Origin of the sequence: Pseudobdellovibrio sp. HCB154 (assembly GCF_046267985.1) — a bacterium.
Taxonomy (GTDB): Bacteria; Bdellovibrionota; Bdellovibrionia; order Bdellovibrionales; family Bdellovibrionaceae; genus Pseudobdellovibrio.
In genome coordinates, this window is sequence record NZ_CP176530.1 from 897910 (window position 1) to 923298 (window position 25389).

Annotated in this window: 22 protein-coding genes; 16 read left to right on the forward strand and 6 right to left on the reverse strand. The window is 41.3% G+C overall.

Annotated features, from left to right (window positions below; translation table 11 throughout):
• Nucleotides 1–137: 137 nt before the first annotated feature.
• From ACKWCF_RS04540 to ACKWCF_RS04575, 8 genes are all read left to right on the forward strand, one after another.
• On the forward strand, nucleotides 138–5531 hold the full coding sequence (locus ACKWCF_RS04540; RefSeq protein WP_409479513.1) for a tail fiber domain-containing protein: 5394 nt from the start codon (nucleotides 138–140) through the stop codon (nucleotides 5529–5531).
• Nucleotides 5532–5665: 134 nt separating this feature from the next.
• The gene (locus ACKWCF_RS04545; protein WP_409479514.1) at nucleotides 5666–7123 is read left to right on the forward strand and encodes an alpha-amylase; all 1458 of its coding nucleotides are present in this window, start codon (nucleotides 5666–5668) and stop codon (nucleotides 7121–7123) included.
• 141 nt (nucleotides 7124–7264) lie between these two features.
• The gene (locus tag ACKWCF_RS04550; RefSeq protein WP_409479515.1) at nucleotides 7265–7462 is read left to right on the forward strand and encodes a hypothetical protein; all 198 of its coding nucleotides are present in this window, start codon (nucleotides 7265–7267) and stop codon (nucleotides 7460–7462) included.
• A gap of 215 nt (nucleotides 7463–7677) precedes the next feature.
• Entirely contained in the window at nucleotides 7678–8460 is a 783-nt protein-coding gene (locus ACKWCF_RS04555) for a hypothetical protein (RefSeq protein ID WP_409479516.1), read from the forward strand.
• Between the two features lie 23 nt (nucleotides 8461–8483).
• Nucleotides 8484–8636 carry a hypothetical protein gene (locus ACKWCF_RS04560; RefSeq protein ID WP_409479517.1) on the forward strand — a complete coding sequence of 51 codons (153 nt, stop codon included), beginning with the start codon at nucleotides 8484–8486 and terminating at the stop codon, nucleotides 8634–8636.
• A 172-nt stretch (nucleotides 8637–8808) separates the two neighbouring features.
• A complete protein-coding gene (locus ACKWCF_RS04565) occupies nucleotides 8809–11586 on the forward strand; it encodes a CHASE domain-containing protein (protein ID WP_409479518.1) in 2778 nt (925 codons plus the stop codon).
• A gap of 90 nt (nucleotides 11587–11676) precedes the next feature.
• On the forward strand, nucleotides 11677–12525 hold the full coding sequence (locus tag ACKWCF_RS04570; protein ID WP_409479519.1) for a hypothetical protein: 849 nt from the start codon (nucleotides 11677–11679) through the stop codon (nucleotides 12523–12525).
• A 95-nt stretch (nucleotides 12526–12620) separates the two neighbouring features.
• Nucleotides 12621–13154, forward strand: coding sequence for a fused DSP-PTPase phosphatase/NAD kinase-like protein (locus tag ACKWCF_RS04575; protein ID WP_409479520.1), 534 nt, complete (start codon nucleotides 12621–12623; stop codon nucleotides 13152–13154).
• A 17-nt stretch (nucleotides 13155–13171) separates the two neighbouring features.
• Here the strand turns inward: ACKWCF_RS04575 and ACKWCF_RS04580 are convergent, their stop codons facing one another.
• Both ACKWCF_RS04580 and ACKWCF_RS04585 read right to left on the reverse strand, forming a co-directional pair.
• Nucleotides 13172–14359 carry a Fic family protein gene (locus ACKWCF_RS04580; RefSeq protein ID WP_409479521.1) on the reverse strand — a complete coding sequence of 396 codons (1188 nt, stop codon included), beginning with the start codon at nucleotides 14357–14359 and terminating at the stop codon, nucleotides 13172–13174.
• A gap of 80 nt (nucleotides 14360–14439) precedes the next feature.
• Nucleotides 14440–16353 carry a response regulator gene (locus ACKWCF_RS04585; protein ID WP_409479522.1) on the reverse strand — a complete coding sequence of 638 codons (1914 nt, stop codon included), beginning with the start codon at nucleotides 16351–16353 and terminating at the stop codon, nucleotides 14440–14442.
• A 185-nt stretch (nucleotides 16354–16538) separates the two neighbouring features.
• Between ACKWCF_RS04585 and ACKWCF_RS04590 the strand changes: the two genes are divergently transcribed.
• The 4 genes from ACKWCF_RS04590 to ACKWCF_RS04605 all read left to right on the forward strand — a co-directional run bounded on the left by ACKWCF_RS04590 (nucleotide 16539) and on the right by ACKWCF_RS04605 (nucleotide 19925).
• Nucleotides 16539–18044, forward strand: coding sequence for a RecQ family ATP-dependent DNA helicase (locus tag ACKWCF_RS04590; protein WP_409479523.1), 1506 nt, complete (start codon nucleotides 16539–16541; stop codon nucleotides 18042–18044).
• A 113-nt stretch (nucleotides 18045–18157) separates the two neighbouring features.
• Complete coding sequence (locus ACKWCF_RS04595; protein ID WP_409479524.1) at nucleotides 18158–18811, forward strand: YiiX/YebB-like N1pC/P60 family cysteine hydrolase; 654 nt, start codon at nucleotides 18158–18160, stop codon at nucleotides 18809–18811.
• Between the two features lie 169 nt (nucleotides 18812–18980).
• On the forward strand, nucleotides 18981–19520 hold the full coding sequence (locus tag ACKWCF_RS04600; protein ID WP_409479525.1) for a hypothetical protein: 540 nt from the start codon (nucleotides 18981–18983) through the stop codon (nucleotides 19518–19520).
• A 54-nt stretch (nucleotides 19521–19574) separates the two neighbouring features.
• On the forward strand, nucleotides 19575–19925 hold the full coding sequence (locus ACKWCF_RS04605; protein WP_409479526.1) for a zinc ribbon domain-containing protein YjdM: 351 nt from the start codon (nucleotides 19575–19577) through the stop codon (nucleotides 19923–19925).
• Here ACKWCF_RS04605 and ACKWCF_RS04610 read toward each other — a convergent pair.
• Together ACKWCF_RS04610 and ACKWCF_RS04615 are read right to left on the reverse strand one after the other, a co-directional pair.
• Nucleotides 19922–20275, reverse strand: coding sequence for a hypothetical protein (locus tag ACKWCF_RS04610; protein ID WP_409479527.1), 354 nt, complete (start codon nucleotides 20273–20275; stop codon nucleotides 19922–19924). The genes ACKWCF_RS04605 and ACKWCF_RS04610 overlap by 4 nt on opposite strands.
• Nucleotides 20276–20362: 87 nt before the next feature.
• Nucleotides 20363–20641, reverse strand: coding sequence for a hypothetical protein (locus ACKWCF_RS04615; protein WP_409479528.1), 279 nt, complete (start codon nucleotides 20639–20641; stop codon nucleotides 20363–20365).
• 327 nt (nucleotides 20642–20968) lie between these two features.
• Between ACKWCF_RS04615 and ACKWCF_RS04620 the strand changes: the two genes are divergently transcribed.
• The 4 genes from ACKWCF_RS04620 to ACKWCF_RS04635 are packed head-to-tail and all read left to right on the forward strand — an operon-like array spanning nucleotide 20969 to nucleotide 23599.
• Entirely contained in the window at nucleotides 20969–21424 is a 456-nt protein-coding gene (locus tag ACKWCF_RS04620; RefSeq protein ID WP_409479529.1) for a hypothetical protein, read from the forward strand.
• Nucleotides 21424–22257 (forward strand): DUF4423 domain-containing protein, encoded by an 834-nt coding sequence (locus tag ACKWCF_RS04625; RefSeq protein ID WP_409479530.1) that lies wholly within the window; start codon nucleotides 21424–21426, stop codon nucleotides 22255–22257. Before ACKWCF_RS04620 ends, ACKWCF_RS04625 begins: the two co-directional genes overlap by 1 nt.
• Nucleotides 22254–23126, forward strand: coding sequence for a hypothetical protein (locus ACKWCF_RS04630; protein ID WP_409479531.1), 873 nt, complete (start codon nucleotides 22254–22256; stop codon nucleotides 23124–23126). The genes ACKWCF_RS04625 and ACKWCF_RS04630 overlap by 4 nt, the downstream gene beginning before the upstream one ends.
• Nucleotides 23127–23134: 8 nt before the next feature.
• Nucleotides 23135–23599, forward strand: coding sequence for a hypothetical protein (locus ACKWCF_RS04635; protein WP_409479532.1), 465 nt, complete (start codon nucleotides 23135–23137; stop codon nucleotides 23597–23599).
• Here ACKWCF_RS04635 and ACKWCF_RS04640 read toward each other — a convergent pair.
• Nucleotides 23596–24105: a response regulator transcription factor gene (locus tag ACKWCF_RS04640; RefSeq protein WP_409479533.1), complete on the reverse strand. Its 510-nt coding sequence runs from the start codon at nucleotides 24103–24105 to the stop codon at nucleotides 23596–23598. The genes ACKWCF_RS04635 and ACKWCF_RS04640 overlap by 4 nt on opposite strands.
• Complete coding sequence (locus tag ACKWCF_RS04645) at nucleotides 24098–25324, reverse strand: sensor histidine kinase (RefSeq protein ID WP_409479534.1); 1227 nt, start codon at nucleotides 25322–25324, stop codon at nucleotides 24098–24100. The genes ACKWCF_RS04640 and ACKWCF_RS04645 overlap by 8 nt, the downstream gene beginning before the upstream one ends.
• Nucleotides 25325–25389 lie beyond the last annotated feature (65 nt).

Sequence of the window (25389 nt, forward strand, 5' to 3'; positions counted from 1 at the left end):
TCAAATTGAGACATGTTAACCTATCAAGCCCCTATTTGAGGGGCTGATTTGTTAAACTGTTATCTGTTGTGTACAGAAACTTTATTTAAAGTCATAATTCCACTCGTGAATTCGCTGAAAATGCCGAAAAGTAAAGGGTGGAACGTACTAGCAGAAACCATCTTATTTCAGCTTTGTTTGCGCTATTCTTTGCGCTGTCGTCGTTCGCATCTCCATTAGGTACAACTTATCAAGCGCGTATCGTAAAACCAGATGGTTTGGCTCTTGAGTCGGCCAATGTTAATTTCAAATTTACTATTTTAAATCCTGCGGGCACTTGTATTTTATACGCCGAAACTTTTTCGACGATTAATATGGCCAACTCCGGAGGAATGATTTCGTTTGCTTTAGGGAGTGGTGTAAAAACTTATCCGGCAAGTGCAACAACCTTCGCGCAAGTTTTTAATAATTCAACAGCATCGCTTTCTTGTGATGCCGGTGGACCAGTTAGTTATTCGCCAACTGCAACAGACATTAGAAAAATCGTGATGCAATTTAATGATGGCAATGGTTGGCAGACATTACCAGCGATGGCGATCAACGCTGTTCCATATGCGATTTATTCTAGCGACTCACTGAGTTTAGGTGGCGTGAGTGCGACAAACTATGTGCAGTATTCAACAATTCCAACTTGTGCGGTTTCTGAAGCTCTTCACTACAACGGCACAAGTTTTAATTGCGTAAGTGTTGCCAGCGGTGGTGGCGGAGCTTCATACACTGTCACTTCAAGTGATGTAACATCAGCCCTTGGGTATACTCCTGCGAATCAATCTTCTGTTGCAACATCATTTACCACAGTCACAAATTCATTAAGTACTGTGGGAACATCTTTTACAACAGTGACTTCAACAATTAACTCATTAGGAAGTTCAGTTACGGCGATAGCTTCGACGGTAAATAGTTTATCAGCTTCGTTGGCAGCGCTTACAAGTTCACAGTGGCAAGCTAGTTCATCTGATATTTACTATAGCTCAGGGCGTGTTGGCGTAGGCACTTCAGCACCGGCAACAAAGTTTGCTGTCGGTGATTCATTAACAAAACCATCTGCAATTCTTCAAAACGTGACATCGGCCACCATCGCTGAATTTAATGCCACACAAACATTGACCTCAGGACAAACTGGAGCTGTAACGATAAATTCTGTTGCCGCACCTATGTCGAACAGTACCGCTGTTGATGCGGGTCTTACAGTTGATCTTAGAGTTGAAGCTTCACAAACGGCCAGCGTTGGAAGCCGCGTGGGTATTATGAGTTTAAATACGCATGATGGGCCGAATTCGATTGCCGAAATGTACGGTCAATTTAATGTGATTCGTAATGCCAACGGTGGCAACGTTGCTGGTATGGGTGGTAATGCTTCAATCGTTCAAAACGTAAGTGGAACAGCCAGTAATGCTTTTGGTGAAATGTTAAATGTTGTGAATATGCCATCAGGAAATATTTCTATAATGACTGGTTCTATAGGCACTATTCAAAACGCAGGAACTGCTGGAAATTTATCAGCGGCTGATTATACAGTTACGAATTCTAAGCAAGCGACAAATTTGAATGGTTTAGTTGCTCGTATTACGAATGAGGCTTCAGCCACAAGAGTTGTTGGTGTGCATTCAGAAATTCAAAATACGATTAACGGGGCCGCCAACGCTCAGGATATTATCGGTTTGTATTCAAATATTCAAAATCACAGCGGTGCTTCGGTGACGAATGTTTACGGTCTCTATTTAGAAAAATACATGAGCACGCCTGCGATAAATGACTACGGTATTTTTCAGCGAGATTCAGGTAAAAACTATTTCGCAGGCCGCATTGGTATCGGAACATCATCACCGGTGACTGCACTTGATGTTTCAGGCGGTGTGCGTGTTGGTACTGAATCTGCAACTTGCGCTGTAAGTTATGCGGGAACACTTCGTTACATGGCTAGCAACATCGAATACTGTAACGGAACATCTTGGCAAGCTTTCGGTGTCGGCGGGGCTACAACAAGTTCTTCGATTGTTTCAGCGCTTGGTTATACTCCAGCCAACTCATCAACAGTAGCGGCTTCAATGACGGCTGTTACGAATTCAGTAGCTACAAATTCAAGTTCAATCACCGCTTTAACTTCGACTGTAACAACACACACAAGTTCATTAACGGCTCTTGCAGCTTCAATGTCAGCGGTCACAAGTTCACAATGGGTGACAAGTGGTACGGCAATTTTGTACAGCGGTGGTAACGTTGGCATCGGTCCAAATTTACCGCGCCAGAAATTAGATGTGGCGCCAGCCACAGGAAATTCTATTATTCGTGCTACGTCGACAAATGCGACTGCGGCTTTACAACTTTATCGTAATACGGCAGGGGCTTACGCCGGACCTGTGTTGTGGTCAAATGGCACAAGTTTAAACTTTGGTTATGATAATACAGAAAATGCCGGTGCAACATTAATGACTTTAGAGACCAATGGTGCTTTAGGTATCGGTACAACAAGCCCTTCATATCCGGTTGATGTCTGGACAGGAAATGCCTTTGCAGCACGCTACCTTCATGCTTCTAACAATGCCTATGATGATGCGGCCATTATGATGGTGCGCGCGCGTGGTACGCCATCATCACAAACAGCAGTTTTAAATAATGATTCAATCGGCGGAATGTATTTCAGAGCCCATGACGGAACAGGTACGAATTCTTCAACAGCGCACATTGAAGTTTCAGCCAGTGAAAATCAATCACCAACAAATCGTGGAAATATTATGACCTTTGCGACTACGCAAAATGGTCAAGCCGCTCGCCAAGAAATCATGCGTATTCACTCAAATGGTTTTGTAGGCATCGGTAACACAACTCCAAATGCGTTATTACAAGTCGGTCCAAGTGGACCAATGGCTTCTAATTACAATGTCTATGTGGCAAGTTACAATAACTCAGCTGGGCAAGGTCAGTACGTCGGTAACTGGAGAAGCGATGATTATTGGGCGTTGGGGCCAGCTACCACTGCCACTGATAAAACTTTACGTTTAGGTATTGCTTCGGACCGCACAGGTACTTGGCATGGCACACAAGATTTAAATTTATTAGTTGGTGGTCATGTTAATGTTGGTGGAAATTTAAATGTTTCTGGAACTGTCGCTGGCAGTGCTAATTTAGTTCCAGCGTCAGCTATTTTATTAATGCAATCATGTCCAACAGGTTGGACAGACACTGGTGCAACAGGTGGCGGCCCAGGCACGGTTACATGTGACGGAGTAAGTTGTCGTATGTGCCAAACAGCCACTGCAGCTCTAGTTCCACCATCAGCCAAAATTCTTATGGAATCATGTCCATCAGGTTGGGCAAACCTGGGAAAAGCTGGCGGACCTGCTGCTGCTGGATATACTTTAAACGCAGTCACAGTCCCGATGATCACATGTGAATCACCGGCAACGGCATCAGTTCTTACTGCGGGTTTACGTTTTATGACATCATCATGCCCGGCAAGCTGGAAAGATATTGGTGGCGCTGCAGGCGGCCCAAGTTCAGCTACATGCTCGGGTGTTTCTTGTCGCGTGTGCGAAGTTCCTGGTGGATCAACTAATCAAACTGTTTTCTTCGCCGGTAATGCGAGTGGAACTTCTGCTCATGGACCTGATGTTTTTGTTTTAGCTGGTAAGGGCGGAGCAACGTTAGGTAGCGGTGGCTCAGTAAGTATTCGTGGGGGCGCTGCGACTGACGGTGCCGGTGGTGGAATAGATCTTACCGCTGGAGATGGAGCAACGACGACGGCTCTTGCAAATTCTGGCGGAAATATTTCAATAACTGGTGGTAACACGACAGCGAATGCGAGTGGCGGAGCTGTTTACATTAATTCTGGTTATTCAAGTTTCACGGGCTCTAATGTTTATGCGAATACTTATGTAAACCCTAACGGCGGTAATGTCGGTATTGGTTCAGCAACAGCGGTAAAATTATTGCATATTCAAAAAGATCAAAACTCTGATACGGCTCTGCTTATTCGAAATTTAAGTTCTGGTACGACAGCGATGTCTGCTTTAGATATCGAAGCTGAAAATAACGGTGTACAACTTATCGCTTACAGCACAACAGCTACAGGTAGCTGGGGTGGAAACACAGTTTCAAGAACGAACACCGCAGCTCTTCGCACATACACAACACTTCCAGTTTCAAGTATGCTTGTGGGTACAGGTAGTCCTTCGCCATTACACTTAATGACAAGTGATACTCCGCGCGTAACTGTGGGAAGCACTGGAAATGTGGGTATTGGAACGATCAATCCTATCGAGGCTCTGCACATCCAAAAAGGTGATGTTAATGGCGCAGGTTTTTTCATCCAAAAAGATTCTTCGTCTTTCGGCTTAACTTTGGGAACTCATGCAACATCCAACAAAGGTTATATTCAAGGTTCTAATTCAACGAACACTGGAAACGGCGAGCTTCTGTTAAATCCGTTCGGTAGTAACGTTGGGATAGGTACGGCTTCACCAACAACACTTCTGCATGTTGCTAATACGGCGACAGTAACAAATCCGCTAGCTACTCTCGAATCAACTGGAGCTGGTGGTAGACCGTATTTAAAATTCCGCGCTGAAAATATAGATTATGGTTATGTCGGTTTCGGTAGTACGGGCAATGCAACTATGGCTTTAATGAATTACCAAGCTGGCCCTTTATATTTAGGAACAAGTTCTACCGCACGCATGGTGATTGATTCGACAGGATCTTTTGCTATGGGTGGGATTTTCGCTCCCGCAGGGCAAATGGCTAATACATCAATCAATCTTGGTGATGGTGGAACGATTGCGGCAACAGCTGGTAGTGGTATCGGTCCTGGGGGACTAAGTTGGCAAGCAACAGCTGGCGGGTATACAGGAAACTTTTTTAACTCTGGGTCTGCATCAAATGCCAATGGTCTTCAAGTTTATACAGCGTCTGTAGATGCAGCGACTTATATTTTAAATGTGCGTTCGAACGGTTCAAGCCGTATGGTTGTGAAAGGTGATGGCCGTGTCGGTATTGGTAATGCGTCTCCTGCGGCAGCGCTTGATGTGACGGGAGATATTCGTGGTACTGGTACAGTAGCCACGTGGTCAGATCAACGTGCTAAGAAAAATATTACAACGATTCCAGATTCATTGAATAGAGTTTTAAAACTTCGGGGTGTAAATTTCGACTGGAGAACCGACGAGTTCCCAGATAAAAAATTTAAAACTACACGCGATATGGGTGTGATCGCGCAAGAAGTTGAAAAAGTTTTTCCTGAAGCTGTGAACACGTCTTCAGATTCATTTAAGTCAGTTAGCTATTCGCTTTTAGTAGCTCCGTTAATTGAAGCGGTGAAAGAGCTTTATTATAAAATCACAGGTGTTGAACACAAAGTGGATCGTGCTGTGGCTAGTGTTGAACAAAAAGCTGACAAGTTAGAAGTAGACGCTTTAAAAGCAGAAAACGCCGAGTTAAAAAAGCGTCTTGATCGCCTTGAAAAACTGATGCTTGAAAATCAAAAATCAAAGTAATTTCTTAGCCAAGATCACTAATCGTCTAAGGTTTTGACAGGTATTTCCAGTCATTTAGGTAATAATTTTACGTCTGAAATAAGTCTAAAATTCAGTCTATAAATACACAGTAAATCCGGGTAAATTCACCCTCTATGAACTACACGGGTAAAATTAAAAACATTCTTTTATCGTCAGTTATTTTAACGGCTGCTTTTGCAGCCCAAGCCACACCACGCACCGTGATGGTGCATCTGTTTGAATGGAAGTGGAACGATATCGCCCGCGAATGTGAAACTTATCTTGGACCAAATGGTTTTTCTGGTGTTCAAGTTTCTCCGCCAAATGAGCATGCGATTGTTGAAGGCCAACCGTGGTATCAGCGTTATCAACCTGTATCGTATATTTTAAATTCAAGAAGCGGCAACCGCGAAGAATTCGTAAACATGGTGAAGACTTGTAAAAAAGCCGGTGTGGATATTTACGTTGATGCAGTCATTAATCATATGACAGGAATTTTACCAAAAGGTGAAGAGCGTATAGGCTCATCGGGTTCAAAGTTTGGTCATTTCAGTTACCCAGATTATAGCTATGATGATTTTCACCACTGTGGACGTAATGGAGATGATAATATTCATAACTACGGTGACAGATACGAAGTGCAAAACTGTGCGCTTGTGGGACTTGCTGATTTAAAGATCGAGAAAGATTACGTGCGTGACCGCATTGCCAAGTATTTAAATGAGTTAGTTGATATCGGTGTGGCTGGCTTTCGTATCGATGCGGCTAAACACATGTCGACAAATTCGCTCAATGAAATTTTAAAACGCGTGAAAGGCAATCCATATATTTACCAAGAAGTGATTGATCAGGGTGGTGAACCGATTCAGGCGTCTGAATATTTTCAAAATGGGGATGTCACTGAGTTTAAATATTCGGTGGATATGTCACGTGTTATGCAAAATGGAAAATTACATTGGTTAAACAACAAGGCCCAATTCGGCGAAGGCTGGGCTTATATGCCGAGCGATAAAGCTGTGGTGTTTATTGATAATCATGATAACCAACGCGGCCACGGTGGTGGCGGTCATATTTTAAATTATCAAAGCGGCCGTCAGTACGAATTGGCCAGTGTTTTGATGCTGGCTTGGCCGTACGGATATCCGCAAGTGATGTCGAGCTTTGCTTTTACCAGCCCGAACACGTCGCCTCCGGCAAATAGCGATCTATCAACAAAAGATGTTAATTGTTTATCACGTGAGGCGGGCCCTCAGGCGCAAGAGGGTTGGGTGTGCGAACACCGCTGGCCGATGATTCGTGAAATGGTGAATTTTAGAAACATGACCAGTTCAAAATTTTATCTTTCAAATTGGTGGAGTAACGGCAACAACCAAATCGCTTTTTCTCGAGGGGATTTAGGCTTTGTCGTGATTAATCACGAAGACCAAGACTTAAAACAAACTTTGCAAACCGGAATGGCCGAAGGTTTATATTGCGATGTTCTAAGTAATAACTGCGAGCGCACAATTCAAGTTCGTGCGAATGGTGAAGCTGATATTGCAGTTTCAGCGCAAAACGCCGCAGCTATTCATATCGGACACAAACTTAACTAAAGATCATTTAAAAAAACTGAAGCTTGTTATTAAAGCGTGGCATTATAGCTCGCGGATGTAGCATAAGCGGCGCTTACAATTTCTGGAACAGAAGTTGAACAACTTGTGAGTAAACAGTTCCCCATAATAAAGGAGATGTTTATGAAACATGATCAAGATAATACACCGCTATCAAAAAAAGTCGGTGATAAAATTGAGCGTGCTGGCCAAAAAATTTCCAATGCTGGAGCTACTAAAGTCGGAAATTTTATCTCTAGAATGGGCGATAAACTTGAACACTCTAGTGATCCTAAGCCAGATGTGGATGCCACCGGCGCAATAAAAAAATCTAACACTTAGTTAGAAAATAAATCACAAATTAAAAAGCTGACGTTTCACATGACGTCAGCTTTTTTTGTACCAGAAAACCTGACACGGGTCGTGACTCCCGAGGCATTCATTCACAAATAAATTTTGGTCTTCAAGTTGCAGCGCCAAACAATTCAGAAAGTTATTTGAAAACAAAAAACAGCTTTAACAGCTAACAGCAATACGTACAATATAAAGGAGTAATCATGCGACAATCTACTAAAAGTTCCTCGTCAAAAAGAGGATCAAGTTCATCAACAACTTCACGACGTTCGGGCGTCGGCCAATCGGGTAGAGGATCGTCTCGTTCCAGCTCAAAAGAAAATGCAAGAGAAGACGAAGACCGCTACGGAGCTGTGGGAACAAGAATGTCTTCGCGGGATGAGTACGATATGGGACGCAGCGATTACGGACGAGGAGCGACACATGGAAGTGACTACGGACGCCGCGGAAGCAGCTACGGCACAGGAACAAGTTATGGCGACAACTCTCGCGGAGACTACGGTCGAGAAGGCGTGCGAACAATCTCAGGCCGTTATTCTGATTTCGAAGACTACGGTGGAAGTTCCCGCGACAGGGAGTATCGTGATGACGGTGAGAGAGGATTTGCACGCGGTGGTCGTCGCGGCGAATACTCTTCAGTTAATGACCAGGACTTTTACGAAGGAAATACAGGACGCAGTCCATGGCGAGACACCTACGAGAGCGAAAGAAACTATCCTTCTCGTGGGTCTTCGCGCAGTCAGAATTATAGCGGGCAGGGTCGAGGCTATTCTGAATTTGACTACGATGACGACAGAATAAATTCACGAGGTACGCGTTATGGCAGTAGCCGTGGATATAACGAATCTTCTGATTATGAACGTGAAGCCCGTTACGGTTCGTCTCGCGACCGCGATGAAAGATGGATGAATAACTATGATAATCAAGACGAAAACGTTGAAGACGAATACGGATTCCGTGAACGCTACAACGAAAATCGTTATTAAAACCTAACGAAAGGAAAAATTTTATGAAAAGATCAAATCAAAGTGCGCGCACATCAAGAAATGGAAGTTCACGTTCTTCAGCGAGTTCTTCGCGTGCAGGAGCTGGTGGCCGTTCTTCACAAAGTTCAGAACGCAGCAGTTCTTCAAACAGCTCAAACTCGCGCCAATCGCGTTAGTTTTATTGTTACATATAAATAAATAACCGCTTATGACCATAGGCGGTTATTTTGTTTTTAAAGCCTATATATCCGTTCTCATCTCAGCCGTATGTTGATTTCTACAAATGGCTGTTGGTCCACTTCACAGATTATAAATCCCGCCGATATAATTCTTAGTGTGGAAACCCAAATGAATAAACTGCAAAAATATCTATTCTGGTCATTTATCGTTGCGGCGACATACTTCGCGGCCGGCGTGCTAGGCCTTAAGCTAGCCGTACCTCCTGGCTATGCAACAGCCGTATTTCCTTCATCGGGTATTGCCCTGGCAGCTCTTCTCATTCTGGGACGCCAGTATTGGCCAGCGGTTTTTGTCGGTTCAACGTTAATGAATTTCTATGTGGCCTTTCATTCAAACAGCCTGACAGGGATGTCAATAGTGATCGGTTCACTTATTGGTATAGGAGCTACGGTACAGGCTGTGGTAGGGTCTTTTTTAATTCAGCGTTTTACGCCTTATTTTAAGTCATTAGGTAACGAAAAAAGTATTATCAAATTTTTAGCTTTAGCTGGGCCTGCAAGTTGTTTAGTAAACGCTAGCATTAGCGTTACCGTACTTTTTGTTTTTGGCGTAGTTAGTGGTGCAAGCTTTTTTTACAACTGGGGCATGTGGTACGTCGGCGATGCAATTGGCGCTATGGTGTTTACACCGATGGTTATCTCTTTAGCTGAAAAACCTTTAACTCAATGGAGTGGAAAAAAACGTTTAGTTGCCGCACCTTCACTGTTGCTGTTTGGCTTCGTGGTCTGGTTTTTCTTTTTCAGCAGTAACCAATTAGCCGAAAAATTCAAAAATCATTTGCAAAATGAAAGTGAAAAAAGCGCGCAAAAAATTTCGGAAACTATGGACCATTACCAAGTTGTTTTGGCCGGTGCGGAAAGATTTTTTTCAGCTTCTCATGAAGTATCAAAAGAAGAGTTTCATGACTTTTTAAGAGATTCTTTAACCCGCAGAAAAGGAATTCGTGCGATTTCATGGAACCCGTTAGTGCTAGATTCACAACGTTCGCATTTTGAAAAAAATTCTACGGCTATTATTGAATTAGAGAATGGTATTAAAAAAACAGCCGCTAAGCGTGAGCGTTACTATCCAGTTTATTTTATTGAGCCGATTGATGGCAACACACAAGCTGTAGGGCATAATACCTACGCTTCTGAAGTTAGAAGAAAAGCGATGGATCGTGCTTTACAAACAGGATTACCCTCTGTAACCGCCGAAATTCAAGTCGTTCAAGATGGCCACACAAGAATCCCAAGCGTAGCCATGTATCAGCCAGTCACTGGTAAAGATGGAAAAAACCGTGGTTTTATTGCGGGTATTTTTCGAGTACGTGATTTGATAGAATCAGCTGTAGCAAATTCTGAACTTGAAGGTATAAATTATAAAGTTTATGACGTAACCGACGGTCAGAATTCTTTATTATTCAAAAGCATAGTCAAAGAAGAAGAAGAAGAATTTGCTGACGAAGCGAGTTTTGAAAAAAACCGTCCGCGTGAAATTTACACTTCAAAAGATGTCGATCTTGGCGGAAGAAAATGGCGCTTTGTTTTATTTCCTTCAAAACAATATCTATCGGCTCATGCTGATTTAACCGCATGGTCAATGTTATTAGGCGGATTATTCGTTGTGATCCTTTTACAAAGTTTAATGATGGTTATTATTGGCCGTACGGCGACGGTTCAAATGTTAGTCGATCAAAAAACATTAGAACTATCTCGTGCCAATGCTGAACTAGAGAAAAAAGCTAGTTGGGATGTATATCAAGCACAGCAAGCTTCAAAAATGAAATCTGCTTTCTTAGCCAATATGTCTCATGAAATTCGCACACCGATCAATGGGGTTGTGGGAATGGCAGGGCTACTTCGTGATACAACGCTTAATAGAGAGCAGCGTGAGTGCGTTGAAAATATAATGACTTCAGCGAATTCATTATTAGGTGTTATTAACGACATTCTCGATTTTTCTAAAATCGAAGCGGGAAAACTGAATTTAGAAATCATCGAATTTGATTTCGAACGTACAGTGCGTGAGTCAGTTAAAACCGTTGAATTTATGGCGCGCCGAAAAAACTTACCATTGATTTTGGATTTCAGCGAAATACCGGGAAGAGCTCTTTGTGGAGACCCTGGACGTATCGGCCAAATTTTAATTAATCTGATTAATAATGCCGTTAAGTTTACACTCGAAGGCCGAATTATTCTTAAAGTTATTAAAAAACAAAATGATCGTTACCGCGTCGAAGTGCGTGATACAGGAATCGGTATTGATGAAAAAGTCATGGGTAAAATTTTTGAACCTTTTGACCAAGCTGACAGTTCGATGACACGTAAATTCGGTGGAACAGGATTAGGTCTTTCAATTTCTAAAAATTTAGTAGAAATGATGGGTGGAGAAATCGGCGCCACTAGCACTTTAGGGCAAGGTTCTACATTTTGGTTTGAAATTACACTTCCAGAAGGAAATGCCGTCGTAGCTGATCTTCGCCGCAAAAACTCGTTATTTCCTGATGGCGAAGCGAAAGGATTCCGTATTCTTTTAGCTGAAGATAACCACATAAATCAAATGATCGCGGTCAAACAATTGGAAAAATTAGGCTGTTATTGCGATACTGTAGCTAACGGCAAAGAGGCGATCGAGGCCTTAAGAAATATCAATTATGATATGGTCTTAATGGATTGCCAAATGCCAGAGATGGACGGGTATGAAGCCACACGCCAGATTCGCACGATGAATGAAGGGTTTAGTGAAATTCCAATCGTGGCCATGACAGCGCATGCAATGAAAGGCGATCGTGAAAAATGTCTTGAAGCCGGAATGAACGATTACGTGACAAAACCTATTGCCATCGGTGATCTTTCAACTGTCATCGAAACGTGGGCGCGCAAGTCCCCTTCAAAAGCCTTGTAATTGCAGGCCTTGGTCCGTATTTAGACTGTTCACCGTTAAGAACATAAACAGACACAACGATAACGTTAAAAACCAACAAACGAGGTCGTTGTGAAGAAAACCATCACCGCTCTGGCTTTATTATTTTTCTCTGTGAATTCATTCGCGTTAGATATTAATAAAGTTTCAGTTCAATTGCCGCAATTTAATTTTCAAAATAATAAAGGTTCAGGCGTTTTACAAAAGCTATCTCTTGAAACTGATTGGGGCGTTGATCAAAGCTATGTGGCTCCAACAGCAGCGACTTCAACAAAGTTTGATATTTCACGCGAAGGTAAAGCTGTTAAATTCGGCATGGCCGCGGTTAATGTTACTATGAAAAATGCCAATGATCTTTTAACTAAGCTTCATTCAGCAAACGTGCAAAAATTAAATGTTGAATTAGCTGCAGGCAATGTTCATCAATTTGGTGTGGGCTTGGTTGATTTAAGCCATGAATCAACAGGTGATATTCATGCCGAAGGATTAACCATGACTTGCCAACATAAAAAAGGCACCGGCGTAAGCTTTTCAATGATCGTTGATGAATGTTTGGTAAAATCAACAGCTCATGCGGATATGTTTGAAGTGCCAGATATGGATAGCTTTTTTATCGAATCATTTATCGGTGTACCGATTCAACCAGAAAGCGATGTTTTACAAACGCTCAAAGAAATGGAATTAGAAATCACCAAAGGCGATTTCGATATGAGTTTAAAGATTAAAGGTATTCCGTTAGTGAAACTTAAAGCTGATGGAAATATCAAAGCGGATATGAATAACAAGCGTGCGACAATTCGCATTGATAAGGTAAAGCTTGGCTTTGTGGGTGTTACAGACATCGTTATGAAGCAGTTAAAGAAAAAGCTTCCACCAGAAAACTTTCGCGTAGAACCACCGTACATTTACGCGACTTGGTAATAAAAAAGTCGTGACCAAGGTCTAGTTCTTCTAGACCTTTCTCAAGTCCAGTTAAGTGCTCTCCGATCCATTCAATAGTCTAGGAGAACACAACAATGACAAAACAAAATATCACCACATTTTTCTTTGCTTTAGCTCTAGCATTGAATTTTACATTTACATCAACAGCCCAAGCCAAACCGGAAGTTGAAGACTTGCCGAATATGTTCAAAATGAACGACTACGTATATCGTGGTGGCCGTCCTACATTAGCTGGTATGCAACAGCTTAAAAAAATGGGTGTGACAACAATCCTTAACGTAGAAAATGACGAAGAAGCTATTGCGATCGATAAAAAATTAGCGGCGACTGTGGGCTTACGTTGGGTGTCGGTTCCGTTTGATACTTTTAAAAAACCAAAAGATGCTAAAGTCGATTACGTTCTTAAAATGTTACAAGACAGAAGCTTAGGGCCAATCTATTTACACTGTAAACATGGCCGTGACCGCACAGGTATGCTTATGGGTTTATACCGTGTAGAAGTTGACGGTTGGTTTCCGAAAACAGCGTACAAAGAAATGAAAGACCGTGGCTTTCGTACGCTGATCTGGACATTAGACAATTACTATAAAAAAAGATCTGGCTACTAATTTTTAATCGCTAAGATTTATTTTAAGATCCTGCAGTTATAATCAATGGCTGCAGGATTATTTTTTTTATACTGGTTAATACACTCGATCATGCTATTCATAAGTTTTGCGTTACTTGTGTAAGCTAATTCGTAATAATCTTTAAACGTCATTAACACATCGTTACTCATTAAATCACCTGATGAGCCATGGGGCATATCAAAGCTCGTCATGAATAATTCTAAGATATAGCGGCTGGTGCGGCCATTGCCTTCAGCAAATGGGTGAACGCCGACGTAGAACTTCTGCGCTAAGTAGCCCACTTCCATCGGAGTTAATAGACGGCCGTTCCATAACATATGTTCGTCTTTTAAAGCTTGGGCGAACATGACATTGATAAATTTAAAAATGCTATCAACGTGCATACGGTTAGCACGTGTATCGCCAGAATAGATCGCATCAACATATTCAACGACATCTTTTTTATCCACCGGTTGGCGTTTCAGTGAATTTTTCACACGTAAAACATTATCAAAATCAGCATTTCCTGAATTTCCGGTTAAGCCTAATTCTTTATATTCAGCATTGATTTCATTCACGATACGTTTAGCTTCTGAAGCTTCAGCTGCCGAATTAAAATTCCACCAGTAGTTGTCGTTTTCAGTTTCTTGTTTAAATAAACCCTCTTGCGGATTCCAGGCATCATCGCCTTCTTCTTTTGATAAAGTAAAAAATCCGATATGTACTTTTGTTAAATCATCAACGGTAAATCCTTGGCCGCGTAATACTTTTTCGCGTGAACCTTGAAGCTGCTTCATGCCGGCTTCCCAGTTATCCCAGATCACTGAAGAACGTTGCTCTTCAGGTAAAGAATAATCTGAACGTTTGATCTGATACACTTTTGTGATGAGTGTATTGCTTTGGCGGGCGCGTTCGTAATCGGCACGCACTACAAAACGCATCGCTTGATATTCAGTGATTTTATCTAAAGACAGATGGCCAAAATTATTATTTAAAATCGAACGCACATCGCGGTAGGTTTTTGTTAAAGCGCACTCTTTTTCTAATTTGGTCTGATAAGTTTTAACTTGTTCAGCAGTCATCTTATGACCTTGGGGTAAGGCCTTTTGGCTTAAGGCACAGGCATCAGAAATGGCTAAGGCCTGGCTTGATAAAACGCTGATAAGACCGGCTAAAACTAAAGAGGCTGTAACAGATGTTTTCATATCGGATCACTATAGCCATTGTTATGCCACGAGATCGAAAATAAGAGGGAATAGGGGCCACAAAAGCGGCTAAGAACTAGCTAGGGTGTCGTTTTTGCGCTTCGGCGGGTGATATAATAAACCGTCGATAAAAGCTGACGGAAATTTAGCGGCTTAGTCACATGGGCATCGCACCCGGCCGCTTTACTCTTGATACGCTCTTCAAGCATAGCATGGGCGGTCAGGGCAATGATTGGTTTTTTAACTTTTTCAGAACGTAAAGTGCGGGTGACTTCATAGCCATCAATTTCAGGCATTTGAATATCCATCAAGATCACATCAAACTCATAAGCGCGCGCTAAGTGTAAAGCTTCGGCACCATCATTTGCTACAGTGACTTGGGCTCCATGATTTGTCAGAACATGTTTAATTAATTCTTGGCTATCCGGTGAGTCTTCAGCTAAAAGCACACGCGTATTTGTTAAATCAATCGCCACCGGTGGGTGAGTGTTTTCGGGAACCTGACAGCGATTTTCATCGGTTGTCACTTGCGCGATAAATTCAAAAACAAACACCGATCCTTCGCCAATTTCAGTGTGAAGAATTTGAATGTCTCCACCTAAAGCCTGCGCTAAACGTTTTGATAAAGTGAGACCAAGGCCTGTGCCGCCGTATTTGCGAGTTGTGCTGTTATCAGCTTGGGTAAACGGGCGGAATAATTTTTCACTTTGATCCGGTGTTAAGCCAATCCCTGTGTCGCGAACAAAAATTTGAAATTTACAAAGATCATTTTCTAAATTTTCGCTTTGAATTTCAACTTCAACGCCACCATCTTTAGTGAACTTAATCGCGTTACTGATCAGATTAATTAAAATCTGGCGTACACGCACTGGATCAGATTTAATCCGCGTCGGAACATGGTTTCCTAAATTTAAGTTTAAATAAATACTTTTGGCGTTTGATTTTTCACGAAACAGTGCAAACACTTCATACAGTAAGTGATCAAAAGCCATCTCGGTGTTTTCAACTTCTAAATGCCCTGACTCAACTTTAGATAAATCTAGAATATCATCAATAATGCGTGAAAGGCTGGCTCCGTTTTTGATGATCATTTGTAAGAAGCGTTCTTTATCGGCTTCATCTAAGCGGTTTTCTTTAAGAAGTTCAGCAAAACCCATAATAGAAGCGAGCGGCGTTCTGATTTCGTGAGACATGTTTGCTAAGAAGGCTGTCTTTAGTTGATTAGCGCGTTCAGAATCTTCTTTGGCGCGGATCAATTCGCTCTTGGCTCTTTTTTCTGAAGTGATGTCGCGGTAAAAAATGGCCAAGCCACCATCAGCTTTCGGGTAAACATTAACTGCAGCCCAAACACTTAACGGTTCGTAGAAGTCTTCAAACTTTAAAGTGATACGCTCTTTCATCACGCGATGATAAGATGTATAAAACATGGTTTCTTTTTCTTTATCCGTTGAAAAAAATAAATCTAAAAAGTTAACGCCAACTTGCGCTTGTTTTTTGATTTTAGAAATTTTCTCGTGGTAAGAGTTGACCTGTGTGATGCGCCAGTTTTTATCAAGTGCAATAAAACCTTCATCGACATTTTCAATAATGCTGGCAATTTCGTGCTGCGTTTGTTTGGTCTCTTCGATATCGGTACTTGTGCCGATCCACGAAGTGATTTTTCCAAATTCATTATGGGTGGGAACAGCTCGGGTTAAAAACCAGCGGTAAACACCATCGTGTCTGCGTAGCTGGTGAGTCACTTCATAAACTTGGCCTTCAGCCATGGCCGCTTCCCAGATATGTAAGGTTTTGTTTAAACTGCTGGGGTGATGAACCTGGCGCCAGCTGTCTTTACCTAAACACTGATCGGCAGTGAGTCCTGTGTAAGCATACCACTGTTGGTTAAACCATAATAGTTCGCCTTGCGGATCGGTAATCCATCCTAATTGCGGAACTGAATTGGCTAACGCCGTCAAGTGTGCCGACGTGTAGGTCGTTAATGTTTGGTTCACAAAACCTCGAGTAGATTCAAGGGAATACCACAAGCAGGTGCCCGTGCCTAGAGCAGAATAAATGTTTTTTTATCGAGTTAAAAGTCAGTCAAAAAGCAGTGAAAAAATCCGGAATATTTTTTGCAAAAATTTTGCAATAGCTTTGCAAAACCACGACAGAAAATTAATAATACCGGAAAGAATTTATGTTAGAAACTCACCTTCAGAAATCATTCAATCTTCCTCAATTTCGCCGCGGTCAGAAAGAAATTATCGCCGCCGTTCTGGCGAAAAAAGACGCCTTAGCGGTTTTACCCACAGGAGGAGGTAAATCTTTGTGTTATCAGTTCCCGGCGACCTACCACCAAAAACTTGTGATTGTGGTGTCTCCGCTGGTGGCTTTGATGAAAGATCAGGTTATGTCTTTAGGTGCAAAGTCTGTTAAAGCGGGCTGTCTGTACGCCGGACAAAGCGATGCGGAGAAGCGGCTAATTTTTTCACAGATCAATGAGGGCGGAAGCTACATTTTGTATTTATCTCCCGAGCGCGTGCAAAAACCGGGGTTTCAAGAATGGGTTAAAAACCGTGATATCGCACTTTTTGCGGTCGATGAAGCGCACTGTGTTTCGCAGTGGGGCCATGATTTTCGCGAAGAGTACGCGGAATTAAAAATTCTAAAAAAACTTCGCCCCGATGTTCCGATCTTAGCGTTAACAGCGTCAGCAACGCCGACGGTGTTAGATGATATCGCTAAAAATTTGCAGCTCGTAAAACCAGAACGCCTGGTTCACGGGTTTTATCGTTCGAATCTTTTTTATCAGGTGAGCCACTGCGCTGATGATAAAGAAAAATCAGCCATGTTGTTACAAAGTTTAAAACAACACACCGATGGCCGAGTGATTGTTTATTGCGGTACACGTAAAGTGACAGAAGATCTGGCGGCCTTTTTAGCTGAACATGTAAAGCAAGTTGGTTTTTATCACGCAGGTCTTAGCCAAGAACAACGAACAAAAGTTCAAACTGATTACGCCTCTGGAAAATTACGTATTTTAGTTGCCACCAATGCTTTTGGCATGGGAATCGATCAGCCTGATGTGCGCTTGGTCGTTCACTTTCAAATGCCAGCCAATATTGACTCTTTATACCAAGAGATGGGCCGTGCGGGGCGCGACGAAAAACCTTCGACGTGTTTGTTGCTGTATTCAAAAAAAGATAAAGGTTTGCAATCATTCTTTATTCAAAGTTCACCAGCGGTAAAAGAGATTAAAGATCTGCGCTGGAGAAACTTAAATGCGCTAGTGGCGTACTGTGAAGTGGCCGAATGTCGTCACGCTGAAATTCTAACATATTATAAAGATTCACAGCGCTTAAAAGCCTGTGGCCATTGTGATGCGTGCGATCCAAAATCATCACGCCTTATTGAAAAACCAGTGGCCGCAGTGATTGTTAAAAAATCTTCAGCTAAAAAAATCACTGAAAGCCAATTATCGGATATCGAAGAAAAACGTTTTCAAGTTTTACGGACGTGGCGAAAAGCTAAAGCGCAGGAACTTGATATTCCAGCGTTTGTTGTTTTCGGCGATAAAACACTTTTAGATATAGCGAAGAAAAATCCACAAAGTATGGATGAACTTAAAAACATTTATGGTATCGGTGAAGCTAAACTCGAGAAGTTTGGCTGGGATCTTTTGGCCGAAATGAGTCAGAAATAAAAACAAGATTCAGCTGAATTTTACGGGCATTAGGCCAGATTTCTTAGAACTTTGGTCCTAAATTAGTGTTCCAAATTATGCTTAAAAAATAATCATGTCGATACTAAATGTATATGAAAACAAGATTATTTTTATTAGCGTCTTTGATCGTTCTAACATTTAACTCTCACCAAGCTTTAGCTATGGGCCGCGGAAAACCAGTTGAACCAACTCCGACACCATCATCTAAATATAAAGAAGGTGATGTTATCTTTATCCAAAGTCAGACCTCACAGGCTGCAGCTCTTCGTGAAGCGACAGAATCTGTTTGGACTCACGTAGGTCTTTTAATTCAACGCAGTGGTAAGTGGGTCGTGGCTGAAGCGGTAGGTCCGTTAAAAGAAACTCCGCTAGCTGATTTTATCGCGCGTTCGAAAAACAAATCGTACCGTGTGTATCGTTACAAACATTTTGATGCGGCAACAATGGCATCGGCGTTAAAAGCCAGACTTCCTAAGTATAATAAGCCTTATGATATTTATTTTGAATGGTCGCAAGACCGTATCTACTGTTCAGAGTTAACTTATCATTTGATGAAAGACGTAACGGGTTTTGAATTAGGCCGTATCCAAAAAATGAAAGAGATGAAGCTTGATGGCCCGTATGCCCAAGCGTTAATTAAAAAACGTCTGACAGACACAGGCCGCGAGCTTGATCCCGAAGAAATTATCGTAACTCCGGTGAGTCAATTAGAAGATGAAGAGTTAACATTAATCGAAGCAAAATAAGAATTAAAATTTAAATTCTAATTAAACCCACTTAAAAGATCTTTAAGTGGGTTTTTATTTTTGAAAATCCTGACACGGTTTTTTGTTATATCTTACCGAGACAAGCCGCGCCAAAAGCTTCTCAATTGATAAGCTCATGCTAGCTTCACGGCATAAATCGGAGGGATATATGAAACATTTAGTTTTATCTTTAATTACAGTTTTCGCAGCTACTCAAGCTTTTGCCGCAGTTCAAACATTAACAGGAACATGTACCGTTCGCACACCTGCGGGAGTGCATTCTTACGATTTCTCTGCAGCATCTGATACAAAATGGAAATTAGGCATCGCCGAAGATACGCCGCAAGCTTATAAAGAATTTCAAATTTCTGTGGTGAATAATATTGGTAATGGCGAAAGTGCCGCAAACTGGGGTCACATGGTATTAATCAGCGTATCACCTTTACAGCGCACGGTTGTAAATCCTCCGGTATTATGTGTGACAACACCTGAAGCTGAACGTTTAGCGTGTGAACGTGAAAATGAGTTAAGCGGATCGTATGGCACACGTTTTACAAAATTCGGTGAACGTTACAATGACGGTTGGGCGGATGATGAAGCGAAATTTTTTCCGCTAAGAAGTTTTGCAAACGGTGCGCGTTTAAATACAGGTGTGTATCGTTTATCAGCAAACACATCAATTAACTGCAAAGCTACGTGGATTAAGTAAATCAACGCATTGTTTTTAAATGCCTACCAGCGCTTAAAGTGGTAGGCTTTTTTTATGCAAGAACGTTGTCCAAAATGCCAATCTGAAAATATTTATCAAGACGGAAACCTATGGGTGTGCCCCGAGTGCGCCAACGAATGGCTTGAGAGCGATAAAGCTCCTGAAGCTGCAAATATCGTTGAAGACACTTCTATTCGCGATGCGAACGGCAATGTATTAGCTGACGGCGATTCTGTTGTTGTTATGAAAGATTTAAAAATCAAAGGTTCATCAAGCGTAGTTAAAGGCGGAACGAAAGTTCGTAACATCCGTTTAACTGATGCGGGCGATGGACATAATATCGCGTGCAAAATCGATGGTCTTGGCTCAATTAATTTAAAATCTGAATTCGTAAAAAAAGCTTAAGGCTGAACTAAATAGTTTACGAGACAGTGATTACATTTCACTCGTAAACTTTCATCAAGCATCACTTCATTTTTTAAAGGTTTTTGGCATTCAATACAGTTTGTGTCTTTAGTGAATTGCAAACGGTATTGGGTGGCATAAGCTTTAAATCCTAAAACAAAAGACAGAATTAAAAACAGAGGCACTAAGAAAAAGTGCAAGACTGGAATAAAAACTGCTCCAATCGCTAAGGCCAACATAAAGCCAAATTTTTTAAGAGAAATTTTCAGGCGTTCAGAAGGTGTCAGCTTTAAAAGCTCAGCTGAAGATTCAAGAAACTTATTCGCGTCGTTAGATAAAGTTAAGCGCATTCATCCGAGTGTAAGTTGAAATTTGAAAAAGAAAATACGCACCGTTTCGATGCGGCGCGCACTTTCGTTTTTGTAAACTAAATTTAATTACGGAGCTTCAAACTCAGGATTTGAAGGGTTGTTACCGTGATTGTTTTGGTTACCAGTAGAAGGACGTGTGTGGTAGCCAGTGCCTGGTTGTGGATAATATTCGTTAGATGGGTTGTAAGAGTCAGCTGGAACGCCAGTAGATTCTCTTTCTTTGTAAGTTACTGTTTCACATTGTTGACCAGATTCACCACGGTCACAAACAGTTACTGTTACGTAACGATCAGCAAAAGCCACTGTAGAAGCTAAAGTAATAGCTGCGATTAACATTGATTTCATAGAAATCTCCTTTGGGTTTTGTGAACTTTTTTTGAAGTTCACGGTTGGGGTTTTACACGTTTATTGTGCGAGCAGGTTCTCGCAGAATTGTGAAAAACTGACAATATAAATTTCACAAAAATATTTTAAAAAGTTCACAAAAATACAGAAGAAGCATAAAAATTACAGTAATTACAATGTGTTATGAATATAAACATTTTTGAATGCAATGCGGTAAAACTGGGGAAAATTGCTCTATGAAAGCTTTGTTTGACTTCAAATGCCGTTAATGGTGAAAGCATGACTTAAAGTACTTTTGTGAAAAGATCCTTAAAAAAGGAGACCCCAATGAAAAAGCAAATTTTAAGATTCTTAGGCGCTGTTGCTGTTATTGCGAGTTCAGCATCGGTTATGGCGGCAACCTATACGTCGCATGCTTACGAAAGCGTGCTTAATGGAATTGAATTAGATAACGCCTGTTTAACCGCTGACCGCGTACAAACGATCAAAGCCCTTACGGTGTGTGAAGAAAAAAAAGAAATCACTTTAAATGATGGTATTAACACTGCAACTGACTTTGTCTGCGTAAAGTGGTCGTCACAAAATCTTTCTTATTCGCGTAAATACACAACTAAAGAGTGCACGAAGATGGTTATTAACGAAGGTGATGTTTCTTGTAAGAAGTACGAAAACAAAACTCGTCTTCTTCCGCAAACAATTCAAGTGCGCACTTGGACAGAAAATAAAGACTATAACAACTATCCCGGATCAGTTTCTGATTTTACTTTTCCAAACTGCAAATAATGAATACGACTTCGCAAAACACCTCAATTAAAGACTTTGTTAGTTTTGAGCTTCGCAAAATGCTCGAAACTAACGAGACTTTAAAAACATTGAGTGACCGTTTAGATTTAAAATCTCCGAGTTTGCTATCGATGGTAGCTAACGGAAAACGTTTACCTTCTGAGGCTTTGCTGGAAAAACTATTTGTCGTCTGGAAAACCGGAGCCAAAGAAAGAAAATTTCTTCGCCTGCAATTAAAGTTAGAGAAAAAGCATCAAAAAGGAAAAGAAGCCTTAAGCTTGATGCAAGAAATTAAAAAACTGAATCCTCCAAGTACGTTCTTTAAGTTAAAATTAAAACAGATTGAATCGGTGCGTGACTGGCATGTGCTGGTGGTGCGTGCTTTAGCAAATAGCCCCGAATTTCAAGCTGACCCTCAGTGGATCAGTGAACGTTTAAGAAATAAAATTAGTCCAAAACAGGCCCGCACCGCTTTAAGTCTTTTGATCGACCGTGGGTTATTAGCCCAAGATGAAAAGACGGGTAAAGTAACTGTTTGCCAGGATTATGTAGAAACAACTCATGAAATTCCGTCAGAAGCGATTCGTCAGCATCACCGTGGTATGCTAAACCGTGCCCTTGAAGCCTTAAGCGAACAATCAGTTACAGAGCGTTTATTTAATTCGATCACCTTAAATTTTAAACCAGAAGATCTGGAGCTTGCAAAAAAACGCATCGTTGATTTTAACCGCGCTTTTCATGAAGAGTTCGGTCACAACACTTCAGACACTGTTTATCAACTTAATGTTCAGTTATTCAGTCACACTTCTCCGTCGAGAGGAAAAGAAAAATGAAAAAACTAATCGTTATCATCATCTTATTCGTAGCTGCTCTGGCGCAAGCCGGAGGAAGTTTTGTCGGTAATGGCGCAGGCCTTATGGAAAACCGTTTTCAGTACGGGTACATGTCTTTAAGTAAACTTTTAATGAACTGTTTAATTAACAATGACTGCGGTTTAACAGCCCAAGAAAAAAAGATCGTTGAAGCGGTTTCTGAGATTATTCTAAACAATGTTAGCCGGGTGGATAAATTTGTATTTGTAACGGATAAGCAAATGTCTGATTTAGCGGATCTGCCGATGAATGAACCGCATCGTATTGCGATGACGGGCCTTACGCCAGAAGATCCGATCTATATTAACGTCGATATGCTTTACGATATTACTGGTAAGCCGCAATTAGAGTACGGCGCCGTCGTAGCTCTTATTTTTCATGAAGTTGGGCACCAAACTGGCGAAACTTCGCATCAGTTGTTAGATGTCATCGGCTCAAAACTGCGATTAAAATTAGAAGCTGAAACTTTGGTGTATAAGTTTGAATTGTATAACTTAGATAAAATTGAAGTGATGATGAATAATTTCTCTTCGCCAAATAAGTTTGCTGAAATTCGCATTAACAGAAATAACCAGGCTATGACGAGCGTTGGTTCAAATATTTCGAAAAGCTTTCGTTGCAACGACAAAAAAGCCAAAGTTACAGGTTATGAATTTTTTAACGGCTATTTCACACCGGTTTTTAAAGGCTCGAAAGCGACATTTAATTTTATTGCGAATATTCACTGTGTGAAAGCAAACGGGCAGTTAAATATCGAACGTAAAAATGTAAAATTTGATATCAACGAAGACAATTCAATCAGTAACCTGCAAATGGTTAATATTTTTTAGGAAGTGGTATGAGAACGTTAATGACATTTATTTTTGCCGCATTATTTTCTTTTTCAGCTTGGTCTAGCCCTGAACCATGGGCAGAGCTGTTAAATAAAATCGCGCTCGAAGGAACATATTACGGGGCACCATTTGATGATTACATGTCTTTATCTGATATTAATCCTAATGACCGTGAAAAAGAACGTATCGCAAGTTACATCAGTGGTGTTGGATATTTCGATGCCGACATGAACTTTCATATAAACCGTATTGAAGCGGTTTGGGAAGACTGGAAGCGCGATCAAAACGGAAATTTCCGTGTTGATCAATGGCTTTTTAAGTTAACGCCTGAGCAGCAAATGATTTCTTATAGTCGTTCCATCCTGATTTTAACTCCAACGGGATCGCACTTGGATTCAGAGTATCCAACGACAAAGGATGAAGAGTTTAACTACAAGTGGAATCAAATTTTACCGGCATGGTACAATTAAATATATTTTTTTAATTTTCGCTGAAGACTTTGTCGGTGTAATCCTAAGTCTTTGGCTGTTTGGCTGATATTGCCGTCATTTTTAGTTAAAACAAAGTCGATGTATTCATGCTCAACTTCTGAAAGCGAACGTCTTTTAAAGTCAGAAGTGCTATTCACACGCACACCTAAGAAAGCTTTTTCGATTTCAGCAAAGCTTGTGGGTTTTGTTAAATAATCCATAGCTCCGCGTTTTACGGCTTCAACCGCTGTGGTGATGCTTCCGTAGCCTGATAAAACAATAATTTTAGGCTGCGGTGATGAAGATTGAATTTTTGCAATCGCATCTAAACCAAAATCTCCGGCAGCTAAACGTAAATCGACTAAAGCATGAGTAAAAGTATTGAGGGCGGGAATTGCATCTACACGATCAGCGATAAACACAGTGTAGCCAGCATCGCTAAAGTCTTTTTGTAAGCTATTGGCTAAGCGTGTGTCGTCTTCAACGATCAGAATATGATTATTCATGCTGAGCCCCCACAGGCCAACTAAGGCTTACACGTGCGCCAGATTGTGGTTTATTACTTAAATTTAAGTGTCCACCCATACTTTGCGCGAAGAGGCCGCTCACATAAAGCCCAAGGCCACTGCCAGTTTCTTTTGTTGTGATAAACGGTTCACCTTGGCGTTCTAACACTGAGGGCGCAAAGCCTGGGCCTTCATCTTCAACAATCAACTGGGCTTGGGTATTTTCAACACTAAATGAAAGTTCAATGGTTCCGTCTTTAGCGGCATCAAATGAATTATCTAAAAGATTTAACAGCACTTGTGCAAAATTAATCGGTGCCACTTGCACTAAACGGTCAGCTTGTAAGTTGATTTTTAATTTGGCTTCGGGGTGTTCTTCTTTCCATGAATCAGTCACATCGTGAATTAAAGAATTTAAAGAAATATTTTTAACTTTGAAATCACGCACATCAAGTTGTGAAGAATTCATTTGGAGAATCACGGTTTCACAAGCAGCAATGCCTTCTTGTGCTTCAGTAATATTTTCTAAGACTTCTGAAGAAAGACTTTGTTTTTGAAGCTGGCGTTCTAAGCGATCAAGTCTTAATTTAGCTGCATTTAACGGGCTTGCAAACTCATGTGAAAATCCTGCAGCTAAGGCGCCCAAAGCACGAAGGCGATCTTGTTTTTCGGCGCGGACACGAAGTTGCGTTAAATTTACGAAGTGATTTTCTAAGTAAGTGCCCAGCGAGCGCATCACGGTCCAAGTTGATAAAACCAAAACGTGCGACACGGCCATGAGCGCCATATTTTCTAAACCAAGTTCAGCGCTGTGGCCTGTGATAAAATTTAACTGCAGCGCCATTAAAAGCACGTGGCATAAAAGAATAAACGGTAACGAATACTTACCGCGAATTAAAACTCCGCCCAAACAAGCGTTAAGTAAAAATAAGCAGACAAACGGATTATTAAAACCTTCTGAAATCAACAGCAGACTGAATAAAGCGATCAGATCAAAGGCTAACTGAAAGCAAATAAAAAACGGCGTGATTTTTCTGCGCGCTTCAACAAAAACTAAATGCGTCAGCCAGTTAAATAAAAATAAAAAACAAATAATGCCGATATAAACAGTCAGCGTTGTCGAGTTTAACAATTTGAAAATATAAGCGGGTGCTGCCAGTACAAAAAATAAAATAGCCGCCGCCCAACGTAGGCGTACAAGCCAAACCAGCTTGGCCATTTCTGAGTCTTCACTTTTTCCAAAGGTTAATAACGAGGCAATCATCTTTAGTGCAGGTATAGCTG